Genomic DNA, 24,738 nt, shown 5'->3' with positions numbered 1-24,738 from the left:
GCCAAATGAGCGCCACGGCTCAGGACCGCAACGGCGCCTGTGCGCGCCCCTTCCACTGCCCGCCGCGCCGCAGCCAGTAGCGCCGCGCCGAGTCGATGGTCGCCCCCAGGTAGAACAGCGCCGTCACCGGCAGCAGCGGCGCCAGCCATGCCGGCTGGCGGTACTCGCGCAGCATCGGCAGGTAGGCAAACGCCATCGCGCCCCATGCCAGCCACGCGGGCCACAGCCGCCAGCCGCCGGCCAGCGCCAGCAGCGGCGGCGCCAGGTAGGTCAGGGCCATGCCGGCCACCGCGCCCGCCAGCAGCAGCGGCGAATAGCGCAGCTGCGCATAGGCGCTGCGCGCGATCATGTCCCACAGGCTGCGCCAGTCATCATAGGGGCGCAGCGACACGCTGTCGTCGGCCAGGTCCAACCGGATCGCGCCGCCGGGCTTGATGCGCGCCGCCAGGCTGCAATCGTCGATCAGCTCGCCGCGGATCGTGGCAAAGCCGCCGATGCGCGCCAGCGCCGCGCGCCGGGCCAGCATGCAGCCGCCCGCCGCGGCGGCCACGCGCGAGCGCGGGTCGCGCACGCGGGCAAACGGATAGAGCTTGGCGAAGAAAAACACGAACGCAGGCACGACCAGCCGCTCCCACGCCGATTCGCAGCGTAGCCGCACCATCAGCGAGACCAGGTCGCGCCGCTCGTGCTCCGCGCGCGCCACCAGCGATGCCAGCACGCCGGGGCCGTGCCAGATGTCGGCATCGGTCAGCCAGGCATAACGGGCATGCGGGGCAATGCGGTCGGCTTCGGCCAGCCCCTCGGACTGGGCCCAGACCTTGCCGCTCCAGCCGGGCGGCAGTTCGCGCGCGCCGATCACCGAAAGCGCTTGCGGACGCGCGGTCGTCGCGGCAGCGGCGCCGGCGAGATCGGCCGTGCCGTCGTGGCTGTGGTCATCGACGACTACCAGCGTGAGCCGCCCCGGATAGCGCTGGCCGAGCACGCTCGCCACCGCGCGTGCGATCACTGCGGATTCATTACGTGCCGGGATGATGGCGACCACCTCCGGCCATTGCGCCGGCGCCGGTGCGGCCGCCGGCTTGTGAACGCGCCAGAAGCCGGCGCGCAGCCAGAGCAGCCCGCACCAGACCGCCAGGGTCAGCCATGACAGTGCCAGCGCGATATCCATGGCGACTTCAGCAAACGGCGTGCCGGCAGGCATTGGCCGCGATGTGGCGCGGCGCAGGTATCAGGCGTCTCGACATTCGGCCCCCTGGCAATGGATTGCCCGGGGCCATTGTAGCGAGGCGCGCCATGACGCGCACCCGCGTACGTTCAGGCGCGATAGCTGACCGGCCCGCGCGAGCGCATGTCCAGCGCGTAGTAGCAGATCGTCAGCAGCACCAGCCAGCCCGGCCCCACGTACAGCGCCACGCGCGTTTCCGGGAAGTAGGCCATCAGCGCCACCACCAGCGCCAGGAAGGCCAGCGCGATGTACGAGCCATACGGCCAGAACGGCATGCGGAAGGCCAGCGCCTTGCGCTCGGCCGCCGACAGGCCGCGGCGGAAGTTGATCTGCGTGACCAGGATGATGGCCCAGGTCCAGACCGCGCCGAAGGTGGAGATGGCGGTCACCCAGACGAACACCTTCTCCGGCACCAGGTAGTTGAGCAGCACGCCGCACAGCAGCGCGGCGATCGACACCAGCAGCGCCCGGCGCGGCACGCCGTTGCGGTCGACCCTGGCGAAGGCAGCCGGCGCCTGGCCCTGCAGCGACAGGTTGTAGAGCATGCGCCCGGTGCTGAAGATGCCGCCGTTGCACGACGACAGCGCGGCGGTCAGCACCACGAAGTTGATGATGCCGGCGGCGGTCTTGATGCCCATGCGCTCGAAAGTCAGCACGAACGGGCTGCCTTGCGCGCCGATCTCGCTCCACGGGTACAGCGACAGGATCACGAACAGCGCGCCCACGTAGAAGATCAGGATGCGCCAGAACACCGAGTTGATCGCGTCCGGGATCGATTTCCTGGGGTTGCGTGCCTCGCCGGCGGTCAGGCCGATCATCTCCACGCCCAGGTAGGCGAACATCACCATCTGCAGCGACATCAGGACGCCGCTGGCGCCGTTGGGCATAAAGCCGCCATGCGCCCACAGGTTGGAGATGCCGGTGGCGATGCCGCCGTTGCCGAAGCCGAACACGATCATCGCGCCGCCGCCGAACAGCATCAGCACGATGGTGACGATCTTGATCATGGCGAACCAGAACTCGAACTCGCCATAGGCCTTGACGGCCATCAGGTTGACCGAGCCCATGGCGGCCAGCGCAGCCAGCGCCCAGATCCAGCGCGGCACGTCGGGGAACCACATGCCCATGTAGATGGCCACGGCGGTGATCTCGGCCACGCAGGTCACCAGCCACAGGAACCAGTAATTCCACCCGGTCAGGTAACCCGCCAGCGGGCCCATGTGGTCCTGCGCGTAGCGGCAGAAGGAGCCGGCCACGGGGTTGTGCACGGCCATCTCGCCCAGCGCGCGCATGATCAGGAAGATCATCGCGCCGCCGATCAGGTAGGCCAGCATGATGGCGGGGCCGGCCATCTTGATCGCGCTGCCGGCGCCCAGGAACAGGCCCACGCCGATGGCCGAACCCAGCGCCATCAGCCGGATATGGCGTTCGCCCAGGCCGCGTTGCAGATGCTCTGCGCTTGCACTCATCTTCGTTGTCTCCGTATGGTCAGAATGGCCGCGCCGGCCCTTGTGGGGCCGGCGGGAGCAGCTAATTTTCGCGTTCACGGAGACAGCGGCAGGAGTTCGGCATGTGGTCACACCGCGCAATTCCCAAGGGAGAGCATGCCTTGTACCGCTGTCCGGTTACCGATGCAGGAAGCGCCGCAAACGGAAAATAGCGGGCAGGTTAAACAGATCAGCTCGGTATTTGTTGCTGAATTAGCAAAGGATTTCAGGAGTAAATGCTGGTTGTGCCGAAATTTCCGTTCGGCACGCAATCTCTTGCCATATGCGCGGTGCTAGCGGCCGGCTCGACCTGAAAGCATTGGTAACACTCCTGCAGCGCCGGGACGCCAACGGAAACGCGCTTGCCACGTAACATTGACAGATGGGCCATGACAAGGAGGCGGGCATGGAGGCGGCGCAACAGGCGCAACAGGGCACGGTGTCGCGGCGGCTGGCGGCCTGGCGCGCCGCCGCGGCGGTGGTGATGGTCGCCTGCGTTGGCGCCTGTGCCCAGGTGCCGGGCGCCGGCAGCGGCAGCGCCACCGACCTGCGCTGGCTCAATACCGTCAGCTTTGGCGCCGATCAGGCGAGCCTGGCCGAACTCCGGCGCCTGGGACGCGCGGGCTACCTGGAGCGCCAACTGGCCATGGCGCCGGCCGATCCACCGGAACTGGCCGCCGCTATCGCCGCGCTGCCGACGCTGCAAGGCGATCCCAGCGCGCCGCTGCAGGCCGCGCGGCAGGCGCGCGAGCGTATCGATGCGCTGCCCGACGAAGACAGCAAACAGCAGGCTCGCCAGGCCCTGAATGCGCAGGGCCGCGAGCTGGTGGCCGATACCGCGCGGCGCCACTTGCTGCGCGCGCTGTATTCGCCGGCGCAACTGCGCGAGCAGATGACGTGGTTCTGGATGAACCACTTCAACGTCTTCTCCGGCAAGGGCCAGGTCCGCTGGCTGCTGCCCGACTACGAGGAACGCGCGATCCGCCCGCATGCACTGGGCCGCTTCCGCGACCTGCTGATGGCCACCGTCACCGCGCCGGCGATGCTGCTCTACCTTGACAACGCGCAAAGCAGCGCCAACCGCATCAACGAGAACTACGCGCGCGAGCTGATGGAGCTGCATACGCTCGGCGTGGCGGGCGGCCCGAGCGGCTCGCGCTATACCCAGCAAGACGTGCAGGAACTGGCGCGCGTGCTGACCGGCGTCGGCGTCAATCTGCGCGGCACGCCACCGCGGCTGCCGCCCGCGCGCGCGGCGCTGTACCGCAGCGACGGCGCGTTCGAGTTCAATCCAGCGCGGCATGACTTCGGCGCCAAGACGCTGCTGGGTCAGCGCATCGAGCCGGCCGGGTTTGCGGAAGTCGAGCGCGCGGTGACGATCCTGTCGCGCGAGCCGGCCACGGCGCGCTTTATCAGTGCCAAGCTGGCCGCCTATTTCATCGCCGATAACCCGCCGCTGGCACTGATCGATCGCATGGCCCATACCTTCACGCGTACCGACGGCGACATTGCCGCGGTGCTGCGCACCATGTTGCTGGCGCCCGAGCTTGACCGGCTGCCGTCGTCTTCGCCGGGCAAGTTCAAGGATCCGGTGGTCTACGTGGTGTCGTCGCTGCGGCTGGCCTACGAGGGCAGGCCGGTCGCCAACCTGCGCCCGGTGCTGAACTGGCTGAACCAGCTGGGCGAGCCGCTGTATGGCCACGTGACCCCCGATGGCTATCCCGCGGCAGAGAGCGCCTGGGCCAGTTCCGGGCAGATGGTGCGGCGCTTCGAGATCGCGCGCGCGATCGGCTCGGGGCCGGCCGGACTGTTCGCCGGCGATGCGGGCACGCCGCGCGGCGCGCGCTTCCCGGTGATCGGCAACAAGCTCTACTACGACAGCATCGAAGCCACGCTCGGCCCGGCAACGCGCGCGGCGCTGGCGCAGGCGGTCTCGCAGGCGGAATGGAATACCGTGCTGCTCAGCTCGCCCGAATGGATGCAGCGCTGACGCGCACAGAAAGGAGCCCGCCATGCAACGCAGACAATGGTTCAAGACAATGGGCGCCGCCGCGCTGGCATGGACGCTGCCCGCCACGGTGTCGCGCGTCTACGCGCTGCCGGCGCAGGCCGACGCCCGCTTCTTGCTGGTGTTCCTGCGCGGCGGCTATGACGCCGCCAGCGTGCTGGTGCCGGCCAGCAGCGACTTCTATTACGCGGCGCGCCCCAATATCGCGATCCGGCGACCGCCCGCCGCCGGAGCAGACCCTGACCCTGGCGCTGCCGTCGCGCTGGCGCCAGCGTTTGCCGCCGACAGCGCCGCGCGCGGCATCGGCGGCTGGGCGCTGCATCCGGCACTGGCGCCGACCATGCTGCCGTTGTGGCAGCGCGGGCAGCTTGCCTTCGTGCCATTTGCCGGCACGCATGATTTGTCGCGCAGCCACTTCGAGACCCAGGACACCATTGAGGCCGGCCTGCCGGGCGCGGGCGGTGATCCGGGCGACAACAACCGCAGCCAGCTCGCCGCGCTGCGCGGCAGCGGCTTCCTCAACCGTCTGGCGCAGGCGATGGGCGGCCAGGCCGCGCCGGTGGCCTTCACCGATGGCCTGCCAATGGTGCTGGCGGGGCCGCGCGACGTGCCCAATGTCTCGCTCAAGGGCAGCGGCCGCGCCCCGTTCGATGCGCGCCAGGAACAAATGCTGGCGCAGATGTACCGCGGCACGCGCTTCGAGTCGCTGATCGACGAAGGCTTCGAGTTGCGACAGGCGGTTGCGCGGCAGGCCGAGGCGACCGCAGGGGACATGGCAGGTGGCAACAACATGGCCGCGCGCCAGCAGGAAATGCAGGCCGCCAACCGCCGCTCGCTCAGCGCGCGCGGCTTCGAGGTCGAGGCGCGGCGCATGGCGGGGCTGATGCGCGAGCGCTTCAACCTCGGTTTTATCGACGTCGGCGGCTGGGATACCCACGTCAACCAGGGCGCGGCGCAGGGCCAGCTCGCCGGCCTGCTCGACAACCTCGGCCGCGGCCTGTCAGCCTTCGCCGACGGTATGGGGCCGGCGTGGGACAAGACCACGGTGGTGGTGCTGTCAGAGTTTGGCCGGACATTCCGCGAGAACGGCACCCGCGGCACCGATCATGGTCATGGCACCGTCTACTGGGTGGCAGGCGGCGCGGTCCGCGGCGGGCGCATTGCGGGCGAGCAAGTGCCGGTGGAGCGCGCGGCGCTGAACCAGGACCGGGACTGGCCGGTGCGCAATGAGTATCGGGCGGTGCTGGGCGGGTTGTTCCAGCGGTTGTATGGGTTGGATGCTGGGCGGCTTGCGCAGGTGTTTCCGGGCGTATCCGGGCGCGATCTGAGGCTGGTCTAGCAGGCCTGGCAAGCCCCGGCCGCTAGCCGTGTCGCTCAGTTGCTGCCGTTGGCGGGTGAAATCGTGGTTGGCGCAACCGGATAGATGGGTGCGGCGGGTGCGGCCGCTGGCGGCGCAGGGGCCGCCGCGGGTGGCGGGGGCGGTGCCGCGGGAGCAGGCTGGCCAAGTGGCGCTGACGGGGCGGCCGGTGCGCTTGCCATTCCGGGATCCTGCGGCGGCACTGCCATCACCGTCTCCCCCCGATCCAGCGCCAGGCTGGACTCTCCTTCACCACTGCCATCGCCGGTCACCGGCGCCGAGCCCGACGCCATCGGCGTGCTCGCCGGCGGCGCCACCTCCGCCTCGGGCGCCGGCAGCGCTGGACGGCGCGGCGCCGGGCGTGGCGCGGTGGCGTCGTTGGCCTTGTCGCGGCTGAACAGCTGGGCCCACCAGCCGCGCACCTGGTTGCCGAGCGAGGCGAACACATGGGTTTCCTCGTACTCGGCAAAGCGTGCGCGGCCGTCGATGACGCGGCTGCGCAGCGCGCGCTGGTAGAAGTCGCCGACCATCGGCAGCGCGCTGTGCGCGCCCTGGCCCCAGTAGTCGCTGCGCAGCGTGACGCGGCTGTCGTTGAAGCCGACCCAGGCGCCGGCGACCAGCTCCGGGTGCATCATGATGAACCAGCCGTCGGCGTTGTCCTGCGTGGTGCCGGTCTTGCCGGCCACGTCGGCGCGGATGCCGAAGCGCGAGCGGATGCCGGCGCCGGTGCCGCGGTCGATCACGTCGCGCATCACGTCGAGCAGGGTCTGCGTGGTGGCGTGAGGCAGGGCGTGCTCGGCGCGCGCCGGGCGGAATGCCTGCAGCACATTGCCGTTGCGGTCTTCGATCCGCGTGACCATGGTGGGCGCAATGTAGTTGCCGGCGTTGGCGATGGTGCCGTAGGCGGCCACCATTTCCTTGAGCGTGACCGGGCTGGTGCCCAGCGCCAGCGACGGCACCTCGTCGAGCCGGCTTTCGCGCACGCCCATCTCGCGCGCCAGCCGTGCCACGCGCGCCGGACCTACCTGCTGCATCAGCTGCGCGGTGATGGTGTTGCGCGAATAGACCAGGCCGTCGCGCAGGCTCATCGCGCGCCCGGTGGGGCGGCCCTCGTCCGACGGGCGCCAGATCTCGCCGCCGGCCAGCTCGATCTCGACCGGCTGGTCCATCAGCGTGTCGTCGGGCGACTTGCCTTCCTCGAACGCCGCGCCGTAGACGAAGGGCTTGAAGGTCGAGCCCGGCTGGCGGCGCGCCTGCTGCACGTGGTCGAAGGCGTCCTGCGTGTAGTCGCGGCTGCCGACCCAGGCGCGGATCTCGCCGTTGCGCGGATCGATGGCGAGGAAGCCCGCCTGGATCCGCGTCTTCTGCTGGTGCAGCGCACGCATGAAGGCGCCATTGGCCAGCAGGTGCTTGATCGCGTCTTCGGGCGGCGTGCCGGCGGCGGTGGCGGCGCGGTATTCCGGCGACTCGCGCACGAAGGCCTGCACCAGCGCGCGGTCCGCGGCCCAGCCCGCGCGCGGCGCCCAGGCTGCGTTGGCGATTGCCTGCAGGCGGTTGCCCTGCTGCGCCACCGCCTGCGTGGCCATGGCCTGCAGGCGCGCGTCGATGGTGGTGCGCACCACCAGGCCGTCGGCGTAGATGTCGTAGCCGTTGCGGTCGGCCCAGTCGATCAGCCATTTGCGCAGTTGCTGCGCGAAATGCGGCGCGGGGCCGGGCGGCTCGGTCTGGCGCTCGAAGTCGATGCGCAGCGGACGGCGTTTGAGCTGCTCATAGCGGGCCGCGTCGAGCTTGCCGTGCTTGACCATCTGCCCCAGTACGATATTGCGCCGGTCCAGCGCGCGCTCGGGGTTCAGCACCGGGTTGTAGTAGCTGTTGCCCTTGAGCATGCCGATCAGCGTGGCGCTCTGCAGCACGTCGAGCGTGCGCGCCGGCTTGTCGAAGTACGTGCGCGCGGCCATCTCGATGCCGAACGCGTTGTACAGGAACGGCACCGTGTTCAGGTAGGTCTCGAGGATCTCGTCCTTGGTGTACAGCGCCTCGATCTTGAGCGCGGTGATCGCTTCCTTGAGCTTGCGCGTCAGCGTGGGCGCGCGGCCGATCTCGTCGGGATAGAGGTTGCGCGCCAGCTGCTGGGTGATGGTCGAACCGCCCTGGCGGTCGCCCGAGAAGGTATGCACCGCGGCCGAGGCGATGCGGCGCCAGTCGAGCCCGTGGTGCTCATAGAAGCGGTGGTCTTCGGTCGAGATCAGCGCCGCCACCACGTTGGGCGAGATCTGCTTCAGCGGCACCCAGTCGCGGTTGGCCCACTTGAACACCGCAAGCTCTTTTCCGTCGGCCGACAGCACCTGCGCCGGCTGCTCGGACTTGGCCTTGCGGATGTCGCTGATGCCCGGCGTGAACGGCACCAGTATCAGCACGTACAGCAGCAAGGCCGCCGGCACGGCGGCCATGCCAACCAGCACGCCGCGGCGCGTGGGCCGCAGCGAGCCGGGCCGGGTCAGGCCCAGGCGCGCGCTACGCGCGCACAGGCCGGACAGGCGTTGCTGGATCGAGGCGGGGAGCGGAGCCTGCAGCGAGGCAAGCCGGGTCTTGATCTCTGCCAGCTTCATGACGCGAAGCTGTCGAGGCAAAGGCACATGGCGGCACGGAGCACTGGCATTACCGTCGTCGGGAAAGCCTGCATCCTACCAAAACGATCCCGTCGCTCACAGGGAAAACCCCCATTCGGGGGTTATTCGGCACATTGTGCTGCGTGCTACTCGTCACAAGGCTTTCATATTGCGCCAGCACAATGCGCCGGCCGCACATATGCGGACGTGCGCCACCGCCAGGGCTCAGCGCGACCAGCCAGCTCAGGCCCGGATGGCCGCCGGCACCGGACGGATCGGCGCGGTGTCATGGATCACCATAAAACAGAGAAATCACAGTGAAGAAAGCTCTCCTTGCAATGACGGCAGCAGTGGCCGCGACGGCGGCATCCGGGGTGGCATCGGCCCAGTCCGCATCGAACGTAACGCTGTACGGCATCGCCGATGCCGGCCTCGAAGTCATCAGCAACGTGCCCGGCAGCAACGGTGCCCAGGGCACGTCCACCCGCCTGAACTCGGGCAACCTGTCCGGCTCTCGCTGGGGCCTGCGCGGCACCGAAGACCTGGGCGACGGCCTGAAGGGTATCTTCGTGCTGGAAAGCGGTTTCGATATCGATACCGGCACCTCCGGCCAGGGCAACCGCCTGTTCGGCCGCCAGGCCTACGTGGGCCTGCAGGGCGGCTTCGGCGCCGTCACGCTGGGCCGCCAGCAGAATGCGCTGTACGACCTGTTCGGCGCTTTCGACCCGATGGGCGTGGGCCCGCGCTACTCGCTCAACAGCGTCGATTCGGCCTTCAACGGCCGCGCCGACAACGCCATCAAGTACACCGGCAAGTTCGGCGGCCTGACCGCCACCGGCTTCTACAGCTTCGGCCGCGACAACAACGGCGAAGTGCCGGGCGAACCCAAGGTCGCGCGCAACTTCGGCGGCGGGCTGTCGTATGCCGCCGGCGGCTTCTCGGTCGGCGCCGCCTACGACCAGTACCAGGGCGCCACCGTGGCGCTGCAGGACCGCAGCGCCAAGCGCGCCGCGGTGGGCACCGCCTACGCCTTCGGCGGCGCCAAGGTGTTCGCCGGCTACCGCTGGCTGAAGGACGACGGCGTATCCAGCGCCACCGCGGCCGCGACCCGCAGCAATGTCTACTGGGCCGGCGCGCAGTACCGCTTCACGCCCGCCTTCCTGGTGACCGGCGCCGCCTATTACAACGACACCCGCAACAGCGATGCCGATCCGTGGATGTTCGTGCTGTCGGCGGACTATTCGCTGTCCAAGCGCACCGACGTGTACCTGAACGTGGGCTACGCCAAGAACAAGAACGGCTCGGCCCTGGGCCTGAATGGCGTGGGCACCGTAGTCGCAGGCGAGAACCAGACCGGCGCTACCATCGGCATGCGCCACCGCTTCTGATCCCAGCCTCCGGATGCCCGCCCGGCATGGCGCACCAACGGCGCGCACGGGCGGGCGCGTGATGTTCATATCGACACCTTGCTTTGCGGGGTTCGTTGGGCCGGTTCCTCGATCGGCCCTTTTTTCTTGCGCGGGGTTCTTGCACGGTTCTTCGCGGCCTAGCGGTAGGCCGCGGCACTGATGAACTGCCCGAACCGCTCGCACCAGATCACCACCGCACGGTGCTGGCCGGGATCGACGCCATCCGGCAGCGCCACGGTGAAATTGCCGAATGTCTTCAACGGTGCAACCTGCACCGCGCGGTCCTTGATCCCAAGGAATGCCGCCTTGGTGTCGACGAACTCCGGCACCAGGTAGATCCGGTAGTCCGGTCCCGGCGCCACGCTGCCCTCGAAGGCGATGGCCCGGGCCGACACATGCAGCCGTCCGCTGGCCCAGTGGAAGGCGTCACTGCCGGCCAGATCCTTGCGGAAGGCGCCGGAAAAGACCGCCTGCCGCGACACCGCCTGAACTTGCCCCATACTCGCCCCCGCCTGCTCGGTCAGGATCGGCAGCACATAGATGCCGGCCGCAAAGCCGGTCGCCAGCATGGCGAGGTGTGTCAGCGCGAGGATTGCGATCTTGCGGGGAGACTTGGCCGTCATGTCAGGCTCCGGTTTCTGGCGAGGGGACATGGGTTGGTCGTGGCCGATGCGGCTTCCTGACAGCAAGTTACAACCAGCAAGTTCCGACCGCAGTCATCAAAGCAACACAGGAATGTGGTTATGATTTGTCGTCCTCATGACGAGAAGCTGCCTATGACACTCCACGTCACGATCCGTACCATCCGTACGGGCGCATTGCAAACGGCCCGTTACCAGGCCCAGGTCTACCCGACCACCGACGCCGAAGCCTTGCCTCTGCTGGCCACGCCCTGGAGCGAACGCGAGGCCGAGGCCTTTCGCGACGCCCAGTTCTGGGCCCAGCGCCACGCCTACATCGTGTCCAACCCGCGGGTGGGGACGTACTACGGCATTCCATGCCGGCGCTGACTCCGGCACGCCGGCGCGGCGCGCTGCCCCTGGCAGCCGCATTGATGCTGGCGGGCTGCACCGCAGAGAACGTGGTCGGCGTCCTGTCCGGCGGGCGCGATGGCCTGTGGCGCAACGTACAGCAGCGCTGCCTGGCGCCGCCGCAGCCGCAGCATGCCGATTGCGCCAGCGTCGACCGTACGCGCGGGCTGGTGCTGTACAAGGACGCGATCGGCGTGTCGCACTACCTGGTGATCCCGGCGCGGACAGTGACGGGCGTGGAGGATCGCAGGGCGTGGGACGGCACCGGCGCCAACGCCTGGGCGTTTGGCTGGGACGAGCGCGGCGTCGTCGGGCAGGCACTGGGCAAGCCGGTGCCGGACGACATGCTGGGGCTGGCGGTCAATTCCCGCACCTCGCGCAGCCAGGATCAGCTCCATATCCACCTCGATTGCATCAGTGCCGCGGCGCGCGCCTTCGTCAATGGCGCGAGCGGGCCGATCGGCACCGAGTGGACTTCGCTGCGGTTCGACGGCAAGCCGGTGCGTGCCAGGTTCATCCCGGCTGCCGCGCCAGTGTTGTCGGCCGATCCGTTCGCGCTGGTCGGGGGCAGGGCTGACGACCCCGGCGCCAGCGCCATCGCGGTGCCGCCGCCCGACCGGGGCATCTTCCTCACCTATGGCCAGGACCGGCAGGGCCGCCCTGGCTTCTTCCTGGTGGACCAGCCGGTCCACGCGTCTGGCGGCAGCAATGGCCATGCGAGCGACTTCCTGGACCGGCGCTGCCGGCTGGCCGCGGAATTGCCAGCGGCAGGGTAGCGCGGCCGGCAGCCTTCGGGGCTAGTCCACTAGCGGGCGCCCGGCATGGATGCGGTGGCGGCGGGTGCCGACGCGGGTGCGGCTGCGGGTGCCTGAGCAGAAGGACCTCCTGACCGCTTCCCTGGCGTGGCCGCCGCCGTGCCCGCAGCCAGACCGTCCAGCACCTTGGCCGCCGCCAGGTGCTGCGGAATCACCAGCCCTTCGCGCGCCGTGGCCACGTTGATCTGCCCACCCTGGGCGCTGCCGCGCGCGACGAAGTCGCGGCCATGCCGGTACACCAGCCGCGTCAGGTCGGCCACCTCGGTATCCGACAGGTCCGGGCCGGTCACCAGGATCGCCGCGGTGGCGATGGTGCGCACCGGCTCGCGCAGGCCGGGGTAGGTGCCGGGCGCGATGCTGGCGCGGAAATACCCTGCCTTCTGCCCGACCATCGCCGCGATCGCGCGCTCGTCCAGCGGCAGCAGCCGCAACGGCAGTTCGCTCAACGCATCGCGGATGCTGTCGGACGGCACGCCGATCACCTGCATCACGGCGTCCACCTGGTTCTGGCGCAGTGCCACCAGCGCCGCGCCCAGGCCGACTTCCTCGGCCTTGAAATCCTTCTCGGTCAGCCCATGCGCGGCCAGCACGCGCAGCACCGTCCCGCGCGAGGCCGCGCCGCGTTCGCCCACCGCGATGCGCTTGCCGCGCAGGTCGGACACCGAGCGCGCCGGGTCGCCGTCGCGTACCAGCACATGCACCGGCTCCGGGTACAGGCTGCCGATGGCGCGCAGCGACGCGTGCGGCCCGTCCTCGGCAAAGGCGCCCTTGCCTTCATAGGCATCCAGCGCGGCATCGCCCTGCGCCATGGCCGCCGAGACCTTGCCGCCGCGCAGCAGGCGCAGGTTCTCTTCGCCGCCGCGAGTGACCAGCGCAATGGCTCGCACGCGCGCGCCGTCCACCAGCGCGCGCACGAAGCGCAGGTACTGGCCATGCTCGGCGCCGGCGGCAATCGCGTAGCCCTCGTCGACCCGGGCCAGCCGGGCGCGGATATTGGCGTGCGCGGTGGTAAGTTCCTGCTCGATCACAGCGCGCTGCGCCGGCGAGGCGTCCTTCTGGACCGCCTCGACCACCTTGCGCATTGCATCCAGGATCGCCGCCGGGCCGGTGGGGGCGTTGGTGGCCACGGCGGGGGCTTCGGCCGGACGATAGCCGGCGGGCTGCACGCTGACCCAGCGCTCGCCGTCGCGCCGGTACAGCGCGGTGCCGTGCGCGCGCAGGATGTCGCCCGCCTTGTTGCCGCCGCTGGTGATCCCGGTGATGCCACGTGGCCCCGCCCCCAGCGCCGTGATCAGACCGGCCACGCCGGGCGAATCCCACGCCCCGAAGTCATAGTCGCGCAGCAGCTTCAGCTTCGCGTCGAAATACACCACGCGCCGGGTCTCGCCGGCCGGTGCCTTGGTATCGGACTGCGAGCCGCGCCGGTCGATGTCGGTCAGCTGCACGGTGCCAGGCGGCAGCGCCTGCGCGAGGCGCTCGTTGAGATTGGCGCGGATGCCGTCGGCGTTCGGGCCGCCGCCGCAGCCGGCCAGCCACAGGCTGGCCAGCAGCGCAAGGAAGAAGGCAAGGCAGGCGCGGCGCATGTCAGCCTCCGATCAGCGGCAAGGCCAGCATCATGGTCAGCACGAACGCGTTCATCAGGTCGACAAAGAACGCGCCGGCCAGCGGCGTGATCAGGTAGCTGGTGGGTGCCGGCCCGTAGCGCGCCGTGATCGCGCGCATATTGGCCATGGCGGTCGCCGTGGAACCCATGTTGAAGCCGATGAACGCGGCCGAGGTGACCGCGGCCTCATAGTCGCGGCCCATGAAGCGGAAGCAGACGAACACCGCGTAGAGGATGATGAACACGACCTGCATCGCGATGATCAGCAGGAACGGGCCGGCCGACAGCGCCACCTCGGCCAGGTCCAGCGCCATCATGGTCATCACCAGGAACAGCGACAGGCAGACGTTGGTGATGAGGTCGGTGGCGCGGTCGTCGAAGCGCAGGCCGATGAACGGCAGCAGGTTGCGGATCGCGATGCCGAGCATCATGCACCACAGGAAGCCGGGGATGGTGATCGGGCCCGCCGGCATCTGCGCCGCGATCCAGCGCCCGCCGATCACCGCGGCCAGGATGCCGGCCAGCGCCGCAAGCGCGCCGACCGTGGTGATCGGCGACGCCGCGGCGGCCTCCTCCTCGGTGTCGCCGGCCTCGCGCGCGGTGGAACGCAGCTTGTAGCGCGAGATCAGGTACTGCGCCACGGGACCGCCGATGATGCCGCCGACGACCAGGCCGATGGTCGCCACCGTCATCGACAGGTCCATCACCGCCTGCAGGTTGTTGACCTCGGCGAAGCGCTCGGCATACGCGGCCCCGGTGCCATGGCCGCCCACCAGCGTGATGGAGCCACTCACCAGCCCGAAGATCGGGTGCAGGTCGAGCGTCCTGGCCATGGCCACGCCGACGGCATTCTGCACCACGATATAGGGCAGCAGGATGATCAGGAAGATCGCCAGCGCCCTGCCGCCGCGCTTGAGCATGCGCAGGTCGGCGCCAAGGCCGACGCCGCCGAAGAACATCAGCAGCAGCACCGGCTTCATGCCGGGATCGATGACCACGCGAAAATTTGCCCCCGCCGCTGCCACCGACGCGACGATGGCGAACAGCAGCCCGCCGGTGACGGGGTCGGGGATGTTGTAGCGCGACAGGATGCCGACGCTCCGGTTGACCAGGGTGCCGATCAGCAGCACCACCACGGCGGTCAGCAATGAAGCCAGCAGGTCGAGATTCATTGGGGGCGTCCTGGGCGGTAAGTCCTGCGGTGGGGCGCCGCTGGCCGTGCCGGTGCGCACTGGCTGCCAGCGAGGCCTGGCGAGTAGCATGCATCACTACGGGTTGTAGACGGACAGTGGGGAGAAGGCAAGGAAAGGATCGGTGGCAGGGCCTGTGGTTTTGATGAGCATAACTTTCGTGGAGGCGCCGGCCCTCTCCCCCGGCCCCTCTCCCGCAAGCGGGAGAGGGGAGAACGCACGCGGCAACGTACGCGCTCAACGCGCCCGCAACGCATCCACGATATTCATCCTTGCCGCCCGCACCGCCGGCAGGAAGCCTCCCACCAGCCCCATCACCATCGCGAACCCCAGCGTCTGCAGTGCAATGCCAGGCGTCAGGATGAAGCGGAACGACAAATCGGCGAACGTCTGGAAGTTGGTCGTCGAGAACGACGCGAACTGCATCAGTGCCGCAAAAGCCAGCCCGGCCACGCCACCCACCAGTCCCAGCAACGCCGCCTCGATCAGGAAAGCCACCAGCACGTTGGCACGCTTGAATCCCAGCGCGCGCAGCGTGCCGATCTCTGCCACGCGGTTGGCCACCGACGCGTACATCGTGATCATGGCGCCGATCATTGCCGCAATCGAAAAAATCGTGGACAGCGTAAAGCCCAGGATATTGATAAAGCTGGACAGCGCCTTGGACTGGTCGCTGTAGAACACCTGCTCGCGCTTGGCCTCGTCGGCCAGGCGCGGGTCCACGTCGATATCGGCGCGGAAGCGCTCGAACAGCGTGGGGTTGGCCAGCCGCACCACCATCGACGAATATGCATTGCGCCGGAACGACTGCATCAGCTGGTCGACATCGCCCCAGATCTCCGAGTCGAAACCGCTGCCGCCGGCGTCGAAGTGGCCCACCACGGTCCACTCGCGCTGGGCGAAGCGCAGGTGTTCACCGATCTGCACGCCGGCAAAGCCGCCGGCAATGCTGCTGCCGACAATGATTTCAGCCGAGCCCGGGCGGAACATGCGTCCCGCCACGAGCTTGACTTGCGGACGCAGGTTCATCCCCAGCGGCGAGATGCCGCGGATCACCACATTGGAGGGTTGCCCGGTGCTGGACTTGGTCAGGGAGATCAGCACCACCGCCTCGCGCGAGGCCATCGGCTGGCCGGCGCCGGTCATGGCCACCGCGGGGTGCATTTCCAGGATGCTGGCCTGGCCACGCTCGACAGCGCTCTGGATCTCGGTCTCGGCGCCCTTGCGGATCACCACCACGTTGTCGTGCTCGCCGGTGGTGACCAGCGTCTTCTTCAGGCCGGCATCCAGCATCAGCATGGTGGCGAAGACAAAGACCACCAGCGCCAGTCCGCCCGCGGTCAGCGCGGTGGTCAGGCGCCGGGCCCACAGGTTGCGCGCGATATAGGTGAGCGGGATCGCCATGGTCGAACGCGTCAGCCGATCGCCCGCAGGCCTTCGACGATGCGCACGCGCGCGGCCTGTACTGCCGGCACGATGCCGGCGGCGATGCCGACCGCCAGCGCGCACGCGGCCTGCGCGCGCATCGTTTCCGGCGATACGGTGAACACCGGGAACACGCCGCCCACGGCCTGCTTGAATGCGCTGGCCATTGGTGGCGTGGCCAGCATGCCGAGCGCGCCGCCCGCCACGCAGATCGCAAGCGATTCGCCGAACACCAGCAGCGCCAGGAAGCCCGGGCCGAAGCCCAGCGCCTTGAGCGTCGCGTATTCCACGGTGCGCTCGCGCGCGCTCATCGCCATGGCATTGGCCATCACCGCCATGATGATCAGGATCACCACGTAGGACACCACCCGGATCGCCGCGATGATCTGGTTCGACATGGCGACGAAGCCAAGCTGGAACGCCTGCTCGGTCTCGGTCAGCGTCTCGGCCAGCGAGTTGCGGAACACGGCATCGACATTGCGCGAGATCGCCGCGGTGTTGTCGGGATTGTCCACGCCCAGCACATAGACCCCGACCTGGTCGGCCTGCCGCGGCGTCTTCTTGCGGATGGTCTCGTTCAGGTATTCCCAGTGGAACACCATCTGCCGCGTGATGATGCTTTCGTCGCGGCCGTCCATGATGCCGCGCACCACGAACTCCCAGGTGCCGGGGTAGATGGTGCCCTTGATCGGGATCACGTCGCCGATCTTGAAGCCGAACTGGTCGGCAAGCTGGCGGCCCACCAGCGCTCCTTTGCGGTCGCGCCGGTATTCGGCGCGCTGCTGTTCGGGAACGATGAATTCCGGATAAAGATCGAGGTAGTTGTCCGACACCGCGAACTGCGCGAAGAAATTCTTGGGATCGCGATAGACGCCGCCGAACCAGTTGGAGCGCGCCACCATGGTCACGCCGTCCACGCCGCGGATGCGTCCCTCGTAGCTGAGCGGCAGCGGGAACACCAGCGAGATAGCATTGCGCGTCACCAGCCGCGCGCTGGACGCGGCCGAGGCGCCGGCGTACCACGCATCGATCACGGTCTGCAGCAGGCCGAACGCCAGCACCGCGATCACCAGCCCCAGCACGGTCAGCGCGGTGCGCAGCTTGTGCCGCAGCGCGTTGCGGGTGATCAGCTTGAGCGCGTACATGGCGGGTCAGGCCACCTCGCCACGGATCAGCTCGCCCTTCTCCAGGTGCACCAGCGAGCCCGCCGCGGCCGCGGCATGGGCATCGTGCGTGACCATGATGATGGTCTTGCCGAGTTCCGCGTTCAGGCGCTGCATCATTGCCAGGATTTCCGCGGCGGAGGTCCGGTCGAGATCCCCGGTGGGCTCGTCGGCGACGATCAGCGTCGGGTCGGTGATCAGCGCCCGCGCGATCGCCACGCGCTGCTGCTGCCCGCCCGACAGCTCGGACGGGTAGTGGCTCATGCGGTCAGCCAGGTTGACCATGTCCAGCACCAGCTCCACGCGCGCGCGCCGTTCCGCGCGCGGCAGGCTGGTCAGCATCAGCGGCAGCTCCACGTTCTCGAAGGCGGTCAGCACCGGCATCAGGTTGTAGAACTGGAAGATAAAGCCGACGTTGGCCGCGCGCCAGTCCGCCAGCTCGGCTTCGGGCAGCTGCGTGATATCGAGCCCGGCCACTTGCAGCGTGCCGCTGTCGGGGCGGTCGATGCCGGCGATCAGGTTCAGCAGCGTGCTCTTGCCCGAGCCGGATGGGCCCATCAGCGCCACGAAGTCACCCTGGCCTATATCGAGCGAGATATCGGTCAGCACCGGCACGGTCTGCATGCCGCGCCGGTAGGACTTGGCGACGTGGCTGATCCGGACCAGCGGCGCGGTGTTCATGCGGCCACCGTCATGGCTTGGCCGGCTTGGCCTGCGTCACGCTGTCGCCGTCGCCCAGCTTGTCGCCGGGGGACAGCACCAGCACGTCGCCTGGCTTGACGCCCTGCACCGCGACCAGCTCGCCAAGCTTGTCGCCGGTCTTGACCTGTGTTTCGTGCGCCTTGCCATCACGGACCACGTAGACTACCTGCCGGCCATCGCGCATGACCACCGCGGCGGGCTGCACCGCGACCATCGGCTGGCGGTCCCGCGCCGTGGCCGCGCGCGACAGGAAGGCGATCTTTGCGCTCATGTCCGGCAGCACCCGCGCGTCGCGGTCAACGAAGCGCACCTTGACCAGCACCGTGGCCTTGGAGCGGTCTACCGTCGGCACGATGCGCGACACCTGGCCGGCCAGGCGCACGCCGGGCAACGCATCGAGCAGCAGTTCGCACGGCTGGCCGGCGCGGATCCTGGCGATATTGGATTCGGCGACGTCGGCTTCGACTTCGAGCGTCTCCATGTCGGCAATGGTCACGATCGCGCCCTTGGTGTCGGCGGCTGCCGAGAACGGCGTGATGTTGTCGCCGACGTTGGCATGCTTGACCAGCACCACGCCGTCGAACGGCGCGCGTACCACGGTCTGTTCCACCGCCACCTCGGCCGCGCGCGCGTTGGCCTGCGCCGACGCGATCGACGCCTGCGAACTGCTGACCGACGCCCTGGCCTTGTTGTAGCGCGCGACGTCGGCATCGTACTGGTTGCGCGAGATCGCGTTCGGCACGATCAGGATCTGCGAGCGCCGCAGGTTGACTTCCGCGTCCTTCAGTTCCGCCTGCTGCAGGGCCAGGTTGGCCTGCGCCACCTTGACCTGGGCCTGCGCCTGAGCGAAGGACGCGGACACGTCCTTGCTTTCCAGCCGCGCGATGACCTCGTCCTTCTTGACGCGCGAGCCTTCCAGCACGCCCAGCCATTCGAGCCGTCCCTGCGCCTTGGACGCGACTGCTGCCTTGCGCTGCGGGACGACATAGCCGGTGGCGTTGAGCAGCGTGAAATTCTGCGTGGGATAGGCGGAAGTGACGGTGGTGGTCTGCACCGAGCGCGGGCCCGCGAGCCTGACGCCGATGCCGAGCACGGCCAGCAGGACCAGCGCGATGACCGCATAGCGCAGCCATCTGCGCCGGGGGCGGATGCGGGCGCCCGGCGCGGCGGTGGCGCTGCGGTCGATTTTCAGCCTGGACAGGTCGTGGTCAGCCAATTGCGCGCTTCCTCCGGCAGGCCAGGCGCGAGCGCGGCCTGCGTGTTGCCGTGGTGGTGGGCGGGGGCTTCCCAGTATAGCGGGGTGCGTGGGGGATTACATGACTGTGGTGATGGCCGGCCTGGCAGGGCGGGCAGCTTGCCGAGTCGGCGCTCCCTCTCCCGCTTGCGGGAGAGGGTTGGGGGGAGGGCGGGAGCGTCCACGCTAGTGAAGAGTTGTCGTGCTTGCCAAAGGCCCGCCCTCTCCCCCGGCCCCTCTCCCGCACGCGGGTGAGGGGAGCAAACAGGCAGCATGCGGGCGTAGTTTTGGCTAGTGATTCCTCTCCACCGCCAGCTTCAGCTTGCCCAGCGCAAACTCCCATTGCCTTCCGATCGCCTCCAGCGAGCGCCGCGCGGCCTCGACCTGCGCCGGCTCGAACATCCACAGCCGCTCGCGCCCGGCCTTGCTGTCGCGCACCAGCCCGGCCTGCGACAACACTTGCAGGTGCTTGGTCACCGCCTGCCGGGTCATGGCGCTGCCGGCGGTCAGTTGCGCGATCGACATCGCGCCGCCCGCGCACAGCGCCGCCACCAGCCGCAGCCGGGTCTCGTCGCCCAGCGCGGCAAAGACCGCGGCGGACTGCTGCAGATCCAGCGCTTCAGGCACCCGTGACGTGCTTGAGGACATTCTTCACCTGTTCGTCCCAGCCGCCGCTGTTAATGCGGAACGCTTCCATGCGGCGTTCGGGCGGGATCTGGTCGAAGCCCGACTCGACCACGGTCAGCATGGTGCCGCCGTCGACTTCGCGCAGCGTGAATTCCACCAGCGTGCTCGGTTCGTCGGAATAGTCACGCCCGCGTTCCATTGGCGCGGGGTGCCAGCGCCAGGACAGCAGCTTTCCCGGCTCCATGCGTTCCACCTGCACGTCGAACTTCAGGTATTCATAGCCGGGGTAGGTGATGCTGCCCACGGCGCGCTGGCCGGGTGTGAAGGCGGCGCCGTCGAACTTGACGCCGAACCAGCTGCCGAAGGTGTCGGCATCGGCAAGTGCGTGCCAGACGCGCGCGACGGGGGCTTCTATCAGGATGCTGCGCTCGATGCGGTCGGTGTCGGAAGGCATGTCTGGTCTCCTGTTCGGGGTTGATATGCAACGGCGTGGTTGCATGTTAGGAGGCCGGGGGAGGAAATGCAACTAAAAGGTTGCTAATGACGCCAACTGACCCGGCTGCACCGTGGCTGACGGCACGTTCAGGGAAGTGGTCGACTGCCTGTTGCAGAAGGGAATCTGCGCAACAACGAGTGTTTCTGTTTTAATGATTAAAGAAACAAGTGTTGCAATGACGGAAGGCCTGAGCCTATACTGCCGATGCATTCCCGCCACGTTCGTTCCGCTTCCACCAGAGTTCCGCCATGCAACACCAGCCAAGACGCCATTTCCTCGTCGCCATGCTCGGCCTGGCCTGCGCCGGCATGTCCGCCTCGGCCATCGCAGCCGATAGCTACCCGTCTCGCCCGATCCGGCTGGTCGTGCCTTCGGCCGCTGGTGGCAGTCCTGACGTGCTGCTGCGGGCGCTGGGCGCTGAAGTTACCAAGTCTTTCGGCCAGTCTTTCGTGATCGACAACAAGCCCGGGGCCTCCGGCGTAATCGGCATCTCCGAACTGGAGCGCGCCGCGCCCGACGGCTATACGCTGGGCTACGCCAACAACGTCACGCTGTCGATCAACAAGAGCACCTTCCGCAAGCTGCCATACCGGCCGGATGCCTTCGCGCCGGTGGTGCTTCTCTTCAAGGTGCCCAACGTGATCGCCGTCAACCGTGACATGCCGGTCAAGACCTTTGCTGAACTGGTGGCCTACATCAAGGCTAACCCCGACAAGATCACCTATGCCTCGCCAGGGCAGGGCACCTCCGGCCACCTGACCGGCCAGTTGCTAGCCGACAAGGCCGGCCTGGCGTGGATGCACGTGGGCTACAAGGGCAGCCCGCAGGCCGCGACCGACGTGATGGCCGGGCAGGTCAACGTCCTGATCGACAACATGCCGACCATCCTGCCGCTGATCCAGGCCGGCAAGCTCAAGCCGCTGGCCGTGACCAGCCTGGCGCGCTCGCCGCTGCTGCCGTCGCTGCCGACCATTGCCGAGTCAGGCGTGCCCGGCTTCGAAGGCGTCGCATGGGGCGGGCTGGTGGCGCCGCAAGGCACGCCGGCCGAGGTGGTGGGCAAGCTCAACGGCGCCTTCAACCGCGCGCTGGCCAATCCCGCAATCAAGGAAAAATTCGCGTCGATGGGCGCGGAAACCGTCGGCGGCACGCCGCAGGGACTGTCCGGCTACGCCGCGCGCGAGACCGACAAGTGGGCCGCGGTGGTGCGCCAGGCCGGCATCACGCCGCAATAAGCAAGGGAATGACGATGGCAGTGCAGCAATCCACGCCCGGACACGCCGACCTGGTGTTCCGCAACGCCACCGTGGTCGACGGCACCGGTGCGCCGCGGCGCGTGGCCGATGTCGCGGTCGCGGGCGACCGCATAGTGGCCGTTGGCGACTGCGGCGCGGTGCGCGCGGCGCGCAGCGTCGAAGCCGCCGGCCGCGTGCTGGCGCCGGGCTTTATCGATGCGCACACGCATGACGATGGCTACCTGCTGGTGCACCGGGACATGACGCCCAAGGTCTCGCAGGGCATCACCACGGTGGTCACCGGCAACTGCGGCATCAGCGTGGCGCCGTTGCTGAGCGGTGCGCCGCCGCAGCCGCTGGATCTGCTCGGGCCGGCCGAGTTGTTCCGCTTCGATACCTTCGCGCAGTGGCTTGACGCGCTGCGCGCCACGCCGGCCAATGTCAATGTGGTGCCGTTGCTGGGCCACTCCACGCTGCGAGTGCGCGCCATGCCGCGGCTGGACCGCGCCGCCACCGAGGCCGAGATCGCCGCCATGCGCGAGGAGGTCGGGCTGGCGATGGCCGCCGGCGCCTTCGGCGTGTCTACCGGCACCTTCTACCCGCCCGCCGCCGCCGCGACCGAGGCCGAGATCATTGCCGTCTGCGAGCCGGTGCGCACGCACCGCGGCTTGTATTCCACGCACCTGCGCGACGAAACCGACCACATCGTGCCGTCGATCGAAGAGGCACTGCGCATCGGCCGCGCACTGGATTGCCCGGTGGTGTTCTCGCACCACAAGGTGGCGGGCAAGCGCAATCACGGGCGCTCGGTCGAAACGCTGGGCCTGCTGGCCGATGCCGCGCGGCTGCAGCCGCTGTGCCTGGACTGCCATCCGTATCCGGCCACCTCGACCATGCTGCGACTGGACCGCGTGCGCCAGTCCACGCGCACCATGATCACCTGGTCGACCGGCTATCCGGCCGCAGGCGGGCGCGACTTCCACGAACTGATGCACGAGCTTGGCCTGGACGAAGACGCGCTGCTGGAAAAGCTGCGCCCCGCCGCGGCGATCTACTTCATCATGGACGAGCGCGACGTGGCACGGATCGCGCAGTTTCCGCTGACGGTGTTCGGCTCGGACGGCCTGCCGTTCGACCCGCGCCCTCACCCGCGCCAGTGGGGCACGTTCCCACGCATCCTCGCGCGTATGGTGCGCGAGGACCAGTTGATGACGCTGGAGACGGCGATCCACAAGATGTCGGGCCTGGCCGCGCAACAGTACGGCCTGCGGGACCGCGGCCAGATTGTGCCGGGCGCCTTTGCCGACCTGGTCCTGTTCGATGCCGATCACGTGCAGGACCGCGCCACCTTCGAAGATCCGCTGCAGCTCAGCACCGGTATCCATGGCGTTTGGGTCAATGGCGCACAGGTCTGGGAGCAGGACGCCCAGGCGAGCAGCAACGGCCGCGCGCTCCCGGCATTCACCGGCCGCGTGCTGCAGCGCCGGCCCGTACAACCTTCATCCGCCGCGCGCCCTGGCGCGCGGCAAGGCACTGCCACCCCAACACCATCATGACCCACGTATTCCATCGCAATCCGCGCCAGAAACTGCCCGTCGCTGTTGCCGGGCAGGGGATCGAACTGATCGACAGCGAAGGCAAGCACTACCTCGATGCCTCCGGCGGCGCCGCCGTATCGTGCCTCGGGCACGCGCACCCGCGTGTGATCGAGGCGATCAAGTCGCAGCTCGACACCATCGCCTACGCGCATACCTCGTTTTTCACCACCGAGGTGTCGGAAACGCTGGCCGAAACGCTGGCGCAAGCCGCGCCCGGAGATCTCGGCCATGTGTATTTCGTTTCGGGCGGCTCCGAGGCCGTGGAATCGGCGCTGAAGCTGGCGCGCCAGTATTTCGTCGAGGTGGGCCAGCCGGGCCGCCGCCATTTCATCGCACGCCGCCAGAGCTACCACGGCAACACGCTCGGCGCGCTGGCGATCGGCGGCAATGCGTGGCGGCGCGAACCGTTCCTGCCGCTGCTGGTGCCGGCGCACCATGTCTCGCCGTGCTACGCCTATCGCGACCAGCAGGCTGGCGAGACCGACACGCAGTATGCGCAGCGGCTCGCCGACGAACTCGAGGCGAAGATTCTGGAGCTGGGGCCCGACACCGTCGCCGCTTTCGTCGCCGAGACGGTGGTCGGGGCTACCGCCGGCGCGGTGCCCCCGGTGGGCGACTACCTGAAGCGCATCCGCGCTGTGTGCAACAAGTACGGCGTGCTGCTGATCCTGGATGAAGTGATGTCCGGCATGGGCCGCACCGGCTACCTGTTCGCGTGCGAAGAGGATGGCGTGGTGCCGGATATCGTCACCATTGCCAAGGGCCTCGGTGCCGGCTACCAGCCGATCGGGGCGATGCTGTCGACGCGCCGTATCTATGACGCCATTGTCGGCGGCAGCGGCTTCTTCCAGCACGGCCACACCTACATCGGCCATGGCACCGCGTGCGCGGCGGCGCTGGCGGTGCAGCGCACGATTGCCGAAGACAGGCTGCTGGCCAATGTGCTGGCCCGCGGCGAGCAACTGCGTGCGCGGCTGCGCGAGGCGCTGGGCGAGCATCCCAACCTGGGCGACGTGCGCGGGCGCGGGCTGTTTGTCGGCGTGGAGTTTGTCGCGGACCGCGACAGCAAGGCGACGCTCGATCCCGCGCTGAAGACGCATGCGCGGCTGAAGTCGGCGGCGATGCAGAACGGGTTGCTGGTCTATCCGATGGGTGGCACGGTGGACGGCGTGCGCGGCGACCACGTGTTGTTTGCGCCGCCGTTTATTTGCACCGGGCGGGATATTGACAACATCGTAGAGCGCTTTGAGGCGGCGGTGCAGACGGTGCTGCCGGCGGCGGCGTAAGGCAGGGAGGGGGCGAAGGTCGCGGACCTATACTGTCGGCTTGCTCCCCTCTCCCGCTTGCGGGAGAGGGGCTGGGGGAGAGGGCCGGCGCGTGGCAACCATCGTGATGTCTCATTTCGTGGCGGCGCGGGGGGGGGGGGCCCCCCCCCCCCCCCCCGGGGGGGGGGGGGGGGGGGCTGGGGGGGGGGGGGGGGGGGAAAAGGTAAGCCCCCCCACGCCACGCGGGGGGTGCCGGGGGGTG

At 68.7% G+C, this 24,738-nt stretch carries 20 protein-coding genes; 8 read left to right on the top strand and 12 right to left on the bottom strand.

The annotated features are described in order from the left end of the window. Positions 1–19 precede the first annotated feature (19 nt). The gene (locus ACIP1U_RS11815) at positions 20–1,168 is read right to left on the bottom strand and encodes a glycosyltransferase (RefSeq protein WP_400314882.1); all 1,149 of its coding nucleotides are present in this window, start codon (positions 1,166–1,168) and stop codon (positions 20–22) included. A 146-nt stretch (positions 1,169–1,314) separates the two neighbouring features. Beyond that, the gene (locus ACIP1U_RS11810) at positions 1,315–2,694 is read right to left on the bottom strand and encodes an amino acid permease (protein ID WP_400314880.1); all 1,380 of its coding nucleotides are present in this window, start codon (positions 2,692–2,694) and stop codon (positions 1,315–1,317) included. 424 nt (positions 2,695–3,118) lie between these two features. On the opposite strand from ACIP1U_RS11810, the gene ACIP1U_RS11805 reads away from it, so the two are divergent. Together ACIP1U_RS11805 and ACIP1U_RS11800 are read left to right on the top strand one after the other, a co-directional pair. Further along, positions 3,119–4,702, top strand: coding sequence for a DUF1800 domain-containing protein (locus ACIP1U_RS11805; protein WP_400314879.1), 1,584 nt, complete (start codon positions 3,119–3,121; stop codon positions 4,700–4,702). A gap of 22 nt (positions 4,703–4,724) precedes the next feature. Beyond that, positions 4,725–6,059, top strand: coding sequence for a DUF1501 domain-containing protein (locus ACIP1U_RS11800; protein ID WP_400314878.1), 1,335 nt, complete (start codon positions 4,725–4,727; stop codon positions 6,057–6,059). 35 nt (positions 6,060–6,094) lie between these two features. Here ACIP1U_RS11800 and ACIP1U_RS11795 read toward each other — a convergent pair whose 3' ends face one another. Next, positions 6,095–8,686 (bottom strand): penicillin-binding protein 1A, encoded by a 2,592-nt coding sequence (locus ACIP1U_RS11795; RefSeq protein ID WP_400314877.1) that lies wholly within the window; start codon positions 8,684–8,686, stop codon positions 6,095–6,097. Between the two features lie 317 nt (positions 8,687–9,003). Between ACIP1U_RS11795 and ACIP1U_RS11790 the strand changes: the two genes are divergently transcribed. Next, on the top strand, positions 9,004–10,074 hold the full coding sequence (locus ACIP1U_RS11790) for a porin (protein ID WP_400314875.1): 1,071 nt from the start codon (positions 9,004–9,006) through the stop codon (positions 10,072–10,074). Positions 10,075–10,232: 158 nt separating this feature from the next. Here ACIP1U_RS11790 and ACIP1U_RS11785 read toward each other — a convergent pair whose 3' ends face one another. Continuing rightward, on the bottom strand, positions 10,233–10,718 hold the full coding sequence (locus ACIP1U_RS11785) for a DM13 domain-containing protein (protein WP_400314874.1): 486 nt from the start codon (positions 10,716–10,718) through the stop codon (positions 10,233–10,235). Positions 10,719–10,871: 153 nt separating this feature from the next. Here ACIP1U_RS11785 and ACIP1U_RS11780 point away from each other — a divergent pair, with 153 nt between their 5' ends. Next, positions 10,872–11,105, top strand: a complete 234-nt coding sequence (locus ACIP1U_RS11780; protein ID WP_209771603.1) for a CDP-diacylglycerol pyrophosphatase — start codon at positions 10,872–10,874, stop codon at positions 11,103–11,105. Next, positions 11,093–11,902 carry a CDP-diacylglycerol diphosphatase gene (locus ACIP1U_RS11775; protein ID WP_400314872.1) on the top strand — a complete coding sequence of 270 codons (810 nt, stop codon included), beginning with the start codon at positions 11,093–11,095 and terminating at the stop codon, positions 11,900–11,902. Before ACIP1U_RS11780 ends, ACIP1U_RS11775 begins: the two co-directional genes overlap by 13 nt. A 29-nt stretch (positions 11,903–11,931) precedes the next feature. On the opposite strand, the gene ACIP1U_RS11770 is transcribed toward ACIP1U_RS11775, so the two are convergent. The 8 genes from ACIP1U_RS11770 to ACIP1U_RS11735 all read right to left on the bottom strand — a co-directional run bounded on the left by ACIP1U_RS11770 (position 11,932) and on the right by ACIP1U_RS11735 (position 20,339). Then, on the bottom strand, positions 11,932–13,524 hold the full coding sequence (locus tag ACIP1U_RS11770) for a TAXI family TRAP transporter solute-binding subunit (protein ID WP_400314871.1): 1,593 nt from the start codon (positions 13,522–13,524) through the stop codon (positions 11,932–11,934). Between the two features lies 1 nt (position 13,525). Next, positions 13,526–14,716: a sodium/glutamate symporter gene (gltS, locus tag ACIP1U_RS11765; protein ID WP_400314870.1), complete on the bottom strand. Its 1,191-nt coding sequence runs from the start codon at positions 14,714–14,716 to the stop codon at positions 13,526–13,528. 255 nt (positions 14,717–14,971) lie between these two features. Next, on the bottom strand, positions 14,972–16,138 hold the full coding sequence (locus ACIP1U_RS11760; RefSeq protein WP_400314868.1) for an ABC transporter permease: 1,167 nt from the start codon (positions 16,136–16,138) through the stop codon (positions 14,972–14,974). Between the two features lie 11 nt (positions 16,139–16,149). Then, a complete protein-coding gene (locus tag ACIP1U_RS11755; protein ID WP_400314867.1) occupies positions 16,150–17,304 on the bottom strand; it encodes an ABC transporter permease in 1,155 nt (384 codons plus the stop codon). Positions 17,305–17,310: 6 nt separating this feature from the next. Beyond that, positions 17,311–18,003: an ABC transporter ATP-binding protein gene (locus tag ACIP1U_RS11750; RefSeq protein WP_400314866.1), complete on the bottom strand. Its 693-nt coding sequence runs from the start codon at positions 18,001–18,003 to the stop codon at positions 17,311–17,313. A gap of 10 nt (positions 18,004–18,013) precedes the next feature. After that, on the bottom strand, positions 18,014–19,240 hold the full coding sequence (locus ACIP1U_RS11745) for an efflux RND transporter periplasmic adaptor subunit (protein WP_400314864.1): 1,227 nt from the start codon (positions 19,238–19,240) through the stop codon (positions 18,014–18,016). A gap of 309 nt (positions 19,241–19,549) precedes the next feature. Beyond that, positions 19,550–19,906 (bottom strand): ArsR/SmtB family transcription factor, encoded by a 357-nt coding sequence (locus tag ACIP1U_RS11740; RefSeq protein ID WP_400314862.1) that lies wholly within the window; start codon positions 19,904–19,906, stop codon positions 19,550–19,552. Next, the gene (locus ACIP1U_RS11735; protein ID WP_400314861.1) at positions 19,878–20,339 is read right to left on the bottom strand and encodes an SRPBCC family protein; all 462 of its coding nucleotides are present in this window, start codon (positions 20,337–20,339) and stop codon (positions 19,878–19,880) included. The genes ACIP1U_RS11740 and ACIP1U_RS11735 overlap by 29 nt, the downstream gene beginning before the upstream one ends. Positions 20,340–20,629: 290 nt before the next feature. Here ACIP1U_RS11735 and ACIP1U_RS11730 point away from each other — a divergent pair, with 290 nt between their 5' ends. Genes ACIP1U_RS11730 through ACIP1U_RS11720 form a run of 3 tightly spaced genes read left to right on the top strand, consistent with a single transcriptional unit; the run spans position 20,630 to position 24,497 of the window. Continuing rightward, positions 20,630–21,613 (top strand): Bug family tripartite tricarboxylate transporter substrate binding protein, encoded by a 984-nt coding sequence (locus tag ACIP1U_RS11730; protein WP_400314859.1) that lies wholly within the window; start codon positions 20,630–20,632, stop codon positions 21,611–21,613. Positions 21,614–21,627: 14 nt separating this feature from the next. Then, the gene (locus ACIP1U_RS11725; protein ID WP_400314858.1) at positions 21,628–23,169 is read left to right on the top strand and encodes an amidohydrolase family protein; all 1,542 of its coding nucleotides are present in this window, start codon (positions 21,628–21,630) and stop codon (positions 23,167–23,169) included. Further along, positions 23,166–24,497 carry an aspartate aminotransferase family protein gene (locus ACIP1U_RS11720; protein WP_400314856.1) on the top strand — a complete coding sequence of 444 codons (1,332 nt, stop codon included), beginning with the start codon at positions 23,166–23,168 and terminating at the stop codon, positions 24,495–24,497. The genes ACIP1U_RS11725 and ACIP1U_RS11720 overlap by 4 nt, the downstream gene beginning before the upstream one ends. Positions 24,498–24,738 lie beyond the last annotated feature (241 nt).

Origin of the sequence: Cupriavidus sp. NPDC089707, from assembly GCF_044748965.1 — a bacterium.
Classification (GTDB): domain Bacteria; phylum Pseudomonadota; class Gammaproteobacteria; order Burkholderiales; family Burkholderiaceae; genus Cupriavidus.
This window is presented reverse-complemented; position numbering and strand designations above follow the sequence as displayed.

Coding starts and splice junctions, on each gene's coding strand:
- ACIP1U_RS11815 (WP_400314882.1), bottom strand. CDS start 1,168: ATGGATATCGCGCTGGCACTGTCATGGCTGACCCTGGCGGTCTGGTGC.
- ACIP1U_RS11810 (WP_400314880.1), bottom strand. CDS start 2,694: ATGAGTGCAAGCGCAGAGCATCTGCAACGCGGCCTGGGCGAACGCCAT.
- ACIP1U_RS11805 (WP_400314879.1), top strand. CDS start 3,119: ATGGAGGCGGCGCAACAGGCGCAACAGGGCACGGTGTCGCGGCGGCTG.
- ACIP1U_RS11800 (WP_400314878.1), top strand. CDS start 4,725: ATGCAACGCAGACAATGGTTCAAGACAATGGGCGCCGCCGCGCTGGCA.
- ACIP1U_RS11795 (WP_400314877.1), bottom strand. CDS start 8,686: ATGAAGCTGGCAGAGATCAAGACCCGGCTTGCCTCGCTGCAGGCTCCG.
- ACIP1U_RS11785 (WP_400314874.1), bottom strand. CDS start 10,718: ATGACGGCCAAGTCTCCCCGCAAGATCGCAATCCTCGCGCTGACACAC.
- ACIP1U_RS11780 (WP_209771603.1), top strand. CDS start 10,872: ATGACACTCCACGTCACGATCCGTACCATCCGTACGGGCGCATTGCAA.
- ACIP1U_RS11775 (WP_400314872.1), top strand. CDS start 11,093: ATGCCGGCGCTGACTCCGGCACGCCGGCGCGGCGCGCTGCCCCTGGCA.
- ACIP1U_RS11770 (WP_400314871.1), bottom strand. CDS start 13,524: ATGCGCCGCGCCTGCCTTGCCTTCTTCCTTGCGCTGCTGGCCAGCCTG.
- gltS (WP_400314870.1), bottom strand. CDS start 14,716: ATGAATCTCGACCTGCTGGCTTCATTGCTGACCGCCGTGGTGGTGCTG.
- ACIP1U_RS11760 (WP_400314868.1), bottom strand. CDS start 16,138: ATGGCGATCCCGCTCACCTATATCGCGCGCAACCTGTGGGCCCGGCGC.
- ACIP1U_RS11755 (WP_400314867.1), bottom strand. CDS start 17,304: ATGTACGCGCTCAAGCTGATCACCCGCAACGCGCTGCGGCACAAGCTG.
- ACIP1U_RS11750 (WP_400314866.1), bottom strand. CDS start 18,003: ATGAACACCGCGCCGCTGGTCCGGATCAGCCACGTCGCCAAGTCCTAC.
- ACIP1U_RS11740 (WP_400314862.1), bottom strand. CDS start 19,906: ATGTCCTCAAGCACGTCACGGGTGCCTGAAGCGCTGGATCTGCAGCAG.
- ACIP1U_RS11735 (WP_400314861.1), bottom strand. CDS start 20,339: ATGCCTTCCGACACCGACCGCATCGAGCGCAGCATCCTGATAGAAGCC.
- ACIP1U_RS11730 (WP_400314859.1), top strand. CDS start 20,630: ATGCAACACCAGCCAAGACGCCATTTCCTCGTCGCCATGCTCGGCCTG.
- ACIP1U_RS11725 (WP_400314858.1), top strand. CDS start 21,628: ATGGCAGTGCAGCAATCCACGCCCGGACACGCCGACCTGGTGTTCCGC.
- ACIP1U_RS11720 (WP_400314856.1), top strand. CDS start 23,166: ATGACCCACGTATTCCATCGCAATCCGCGCCAGAAACTGCCCGTCGCT.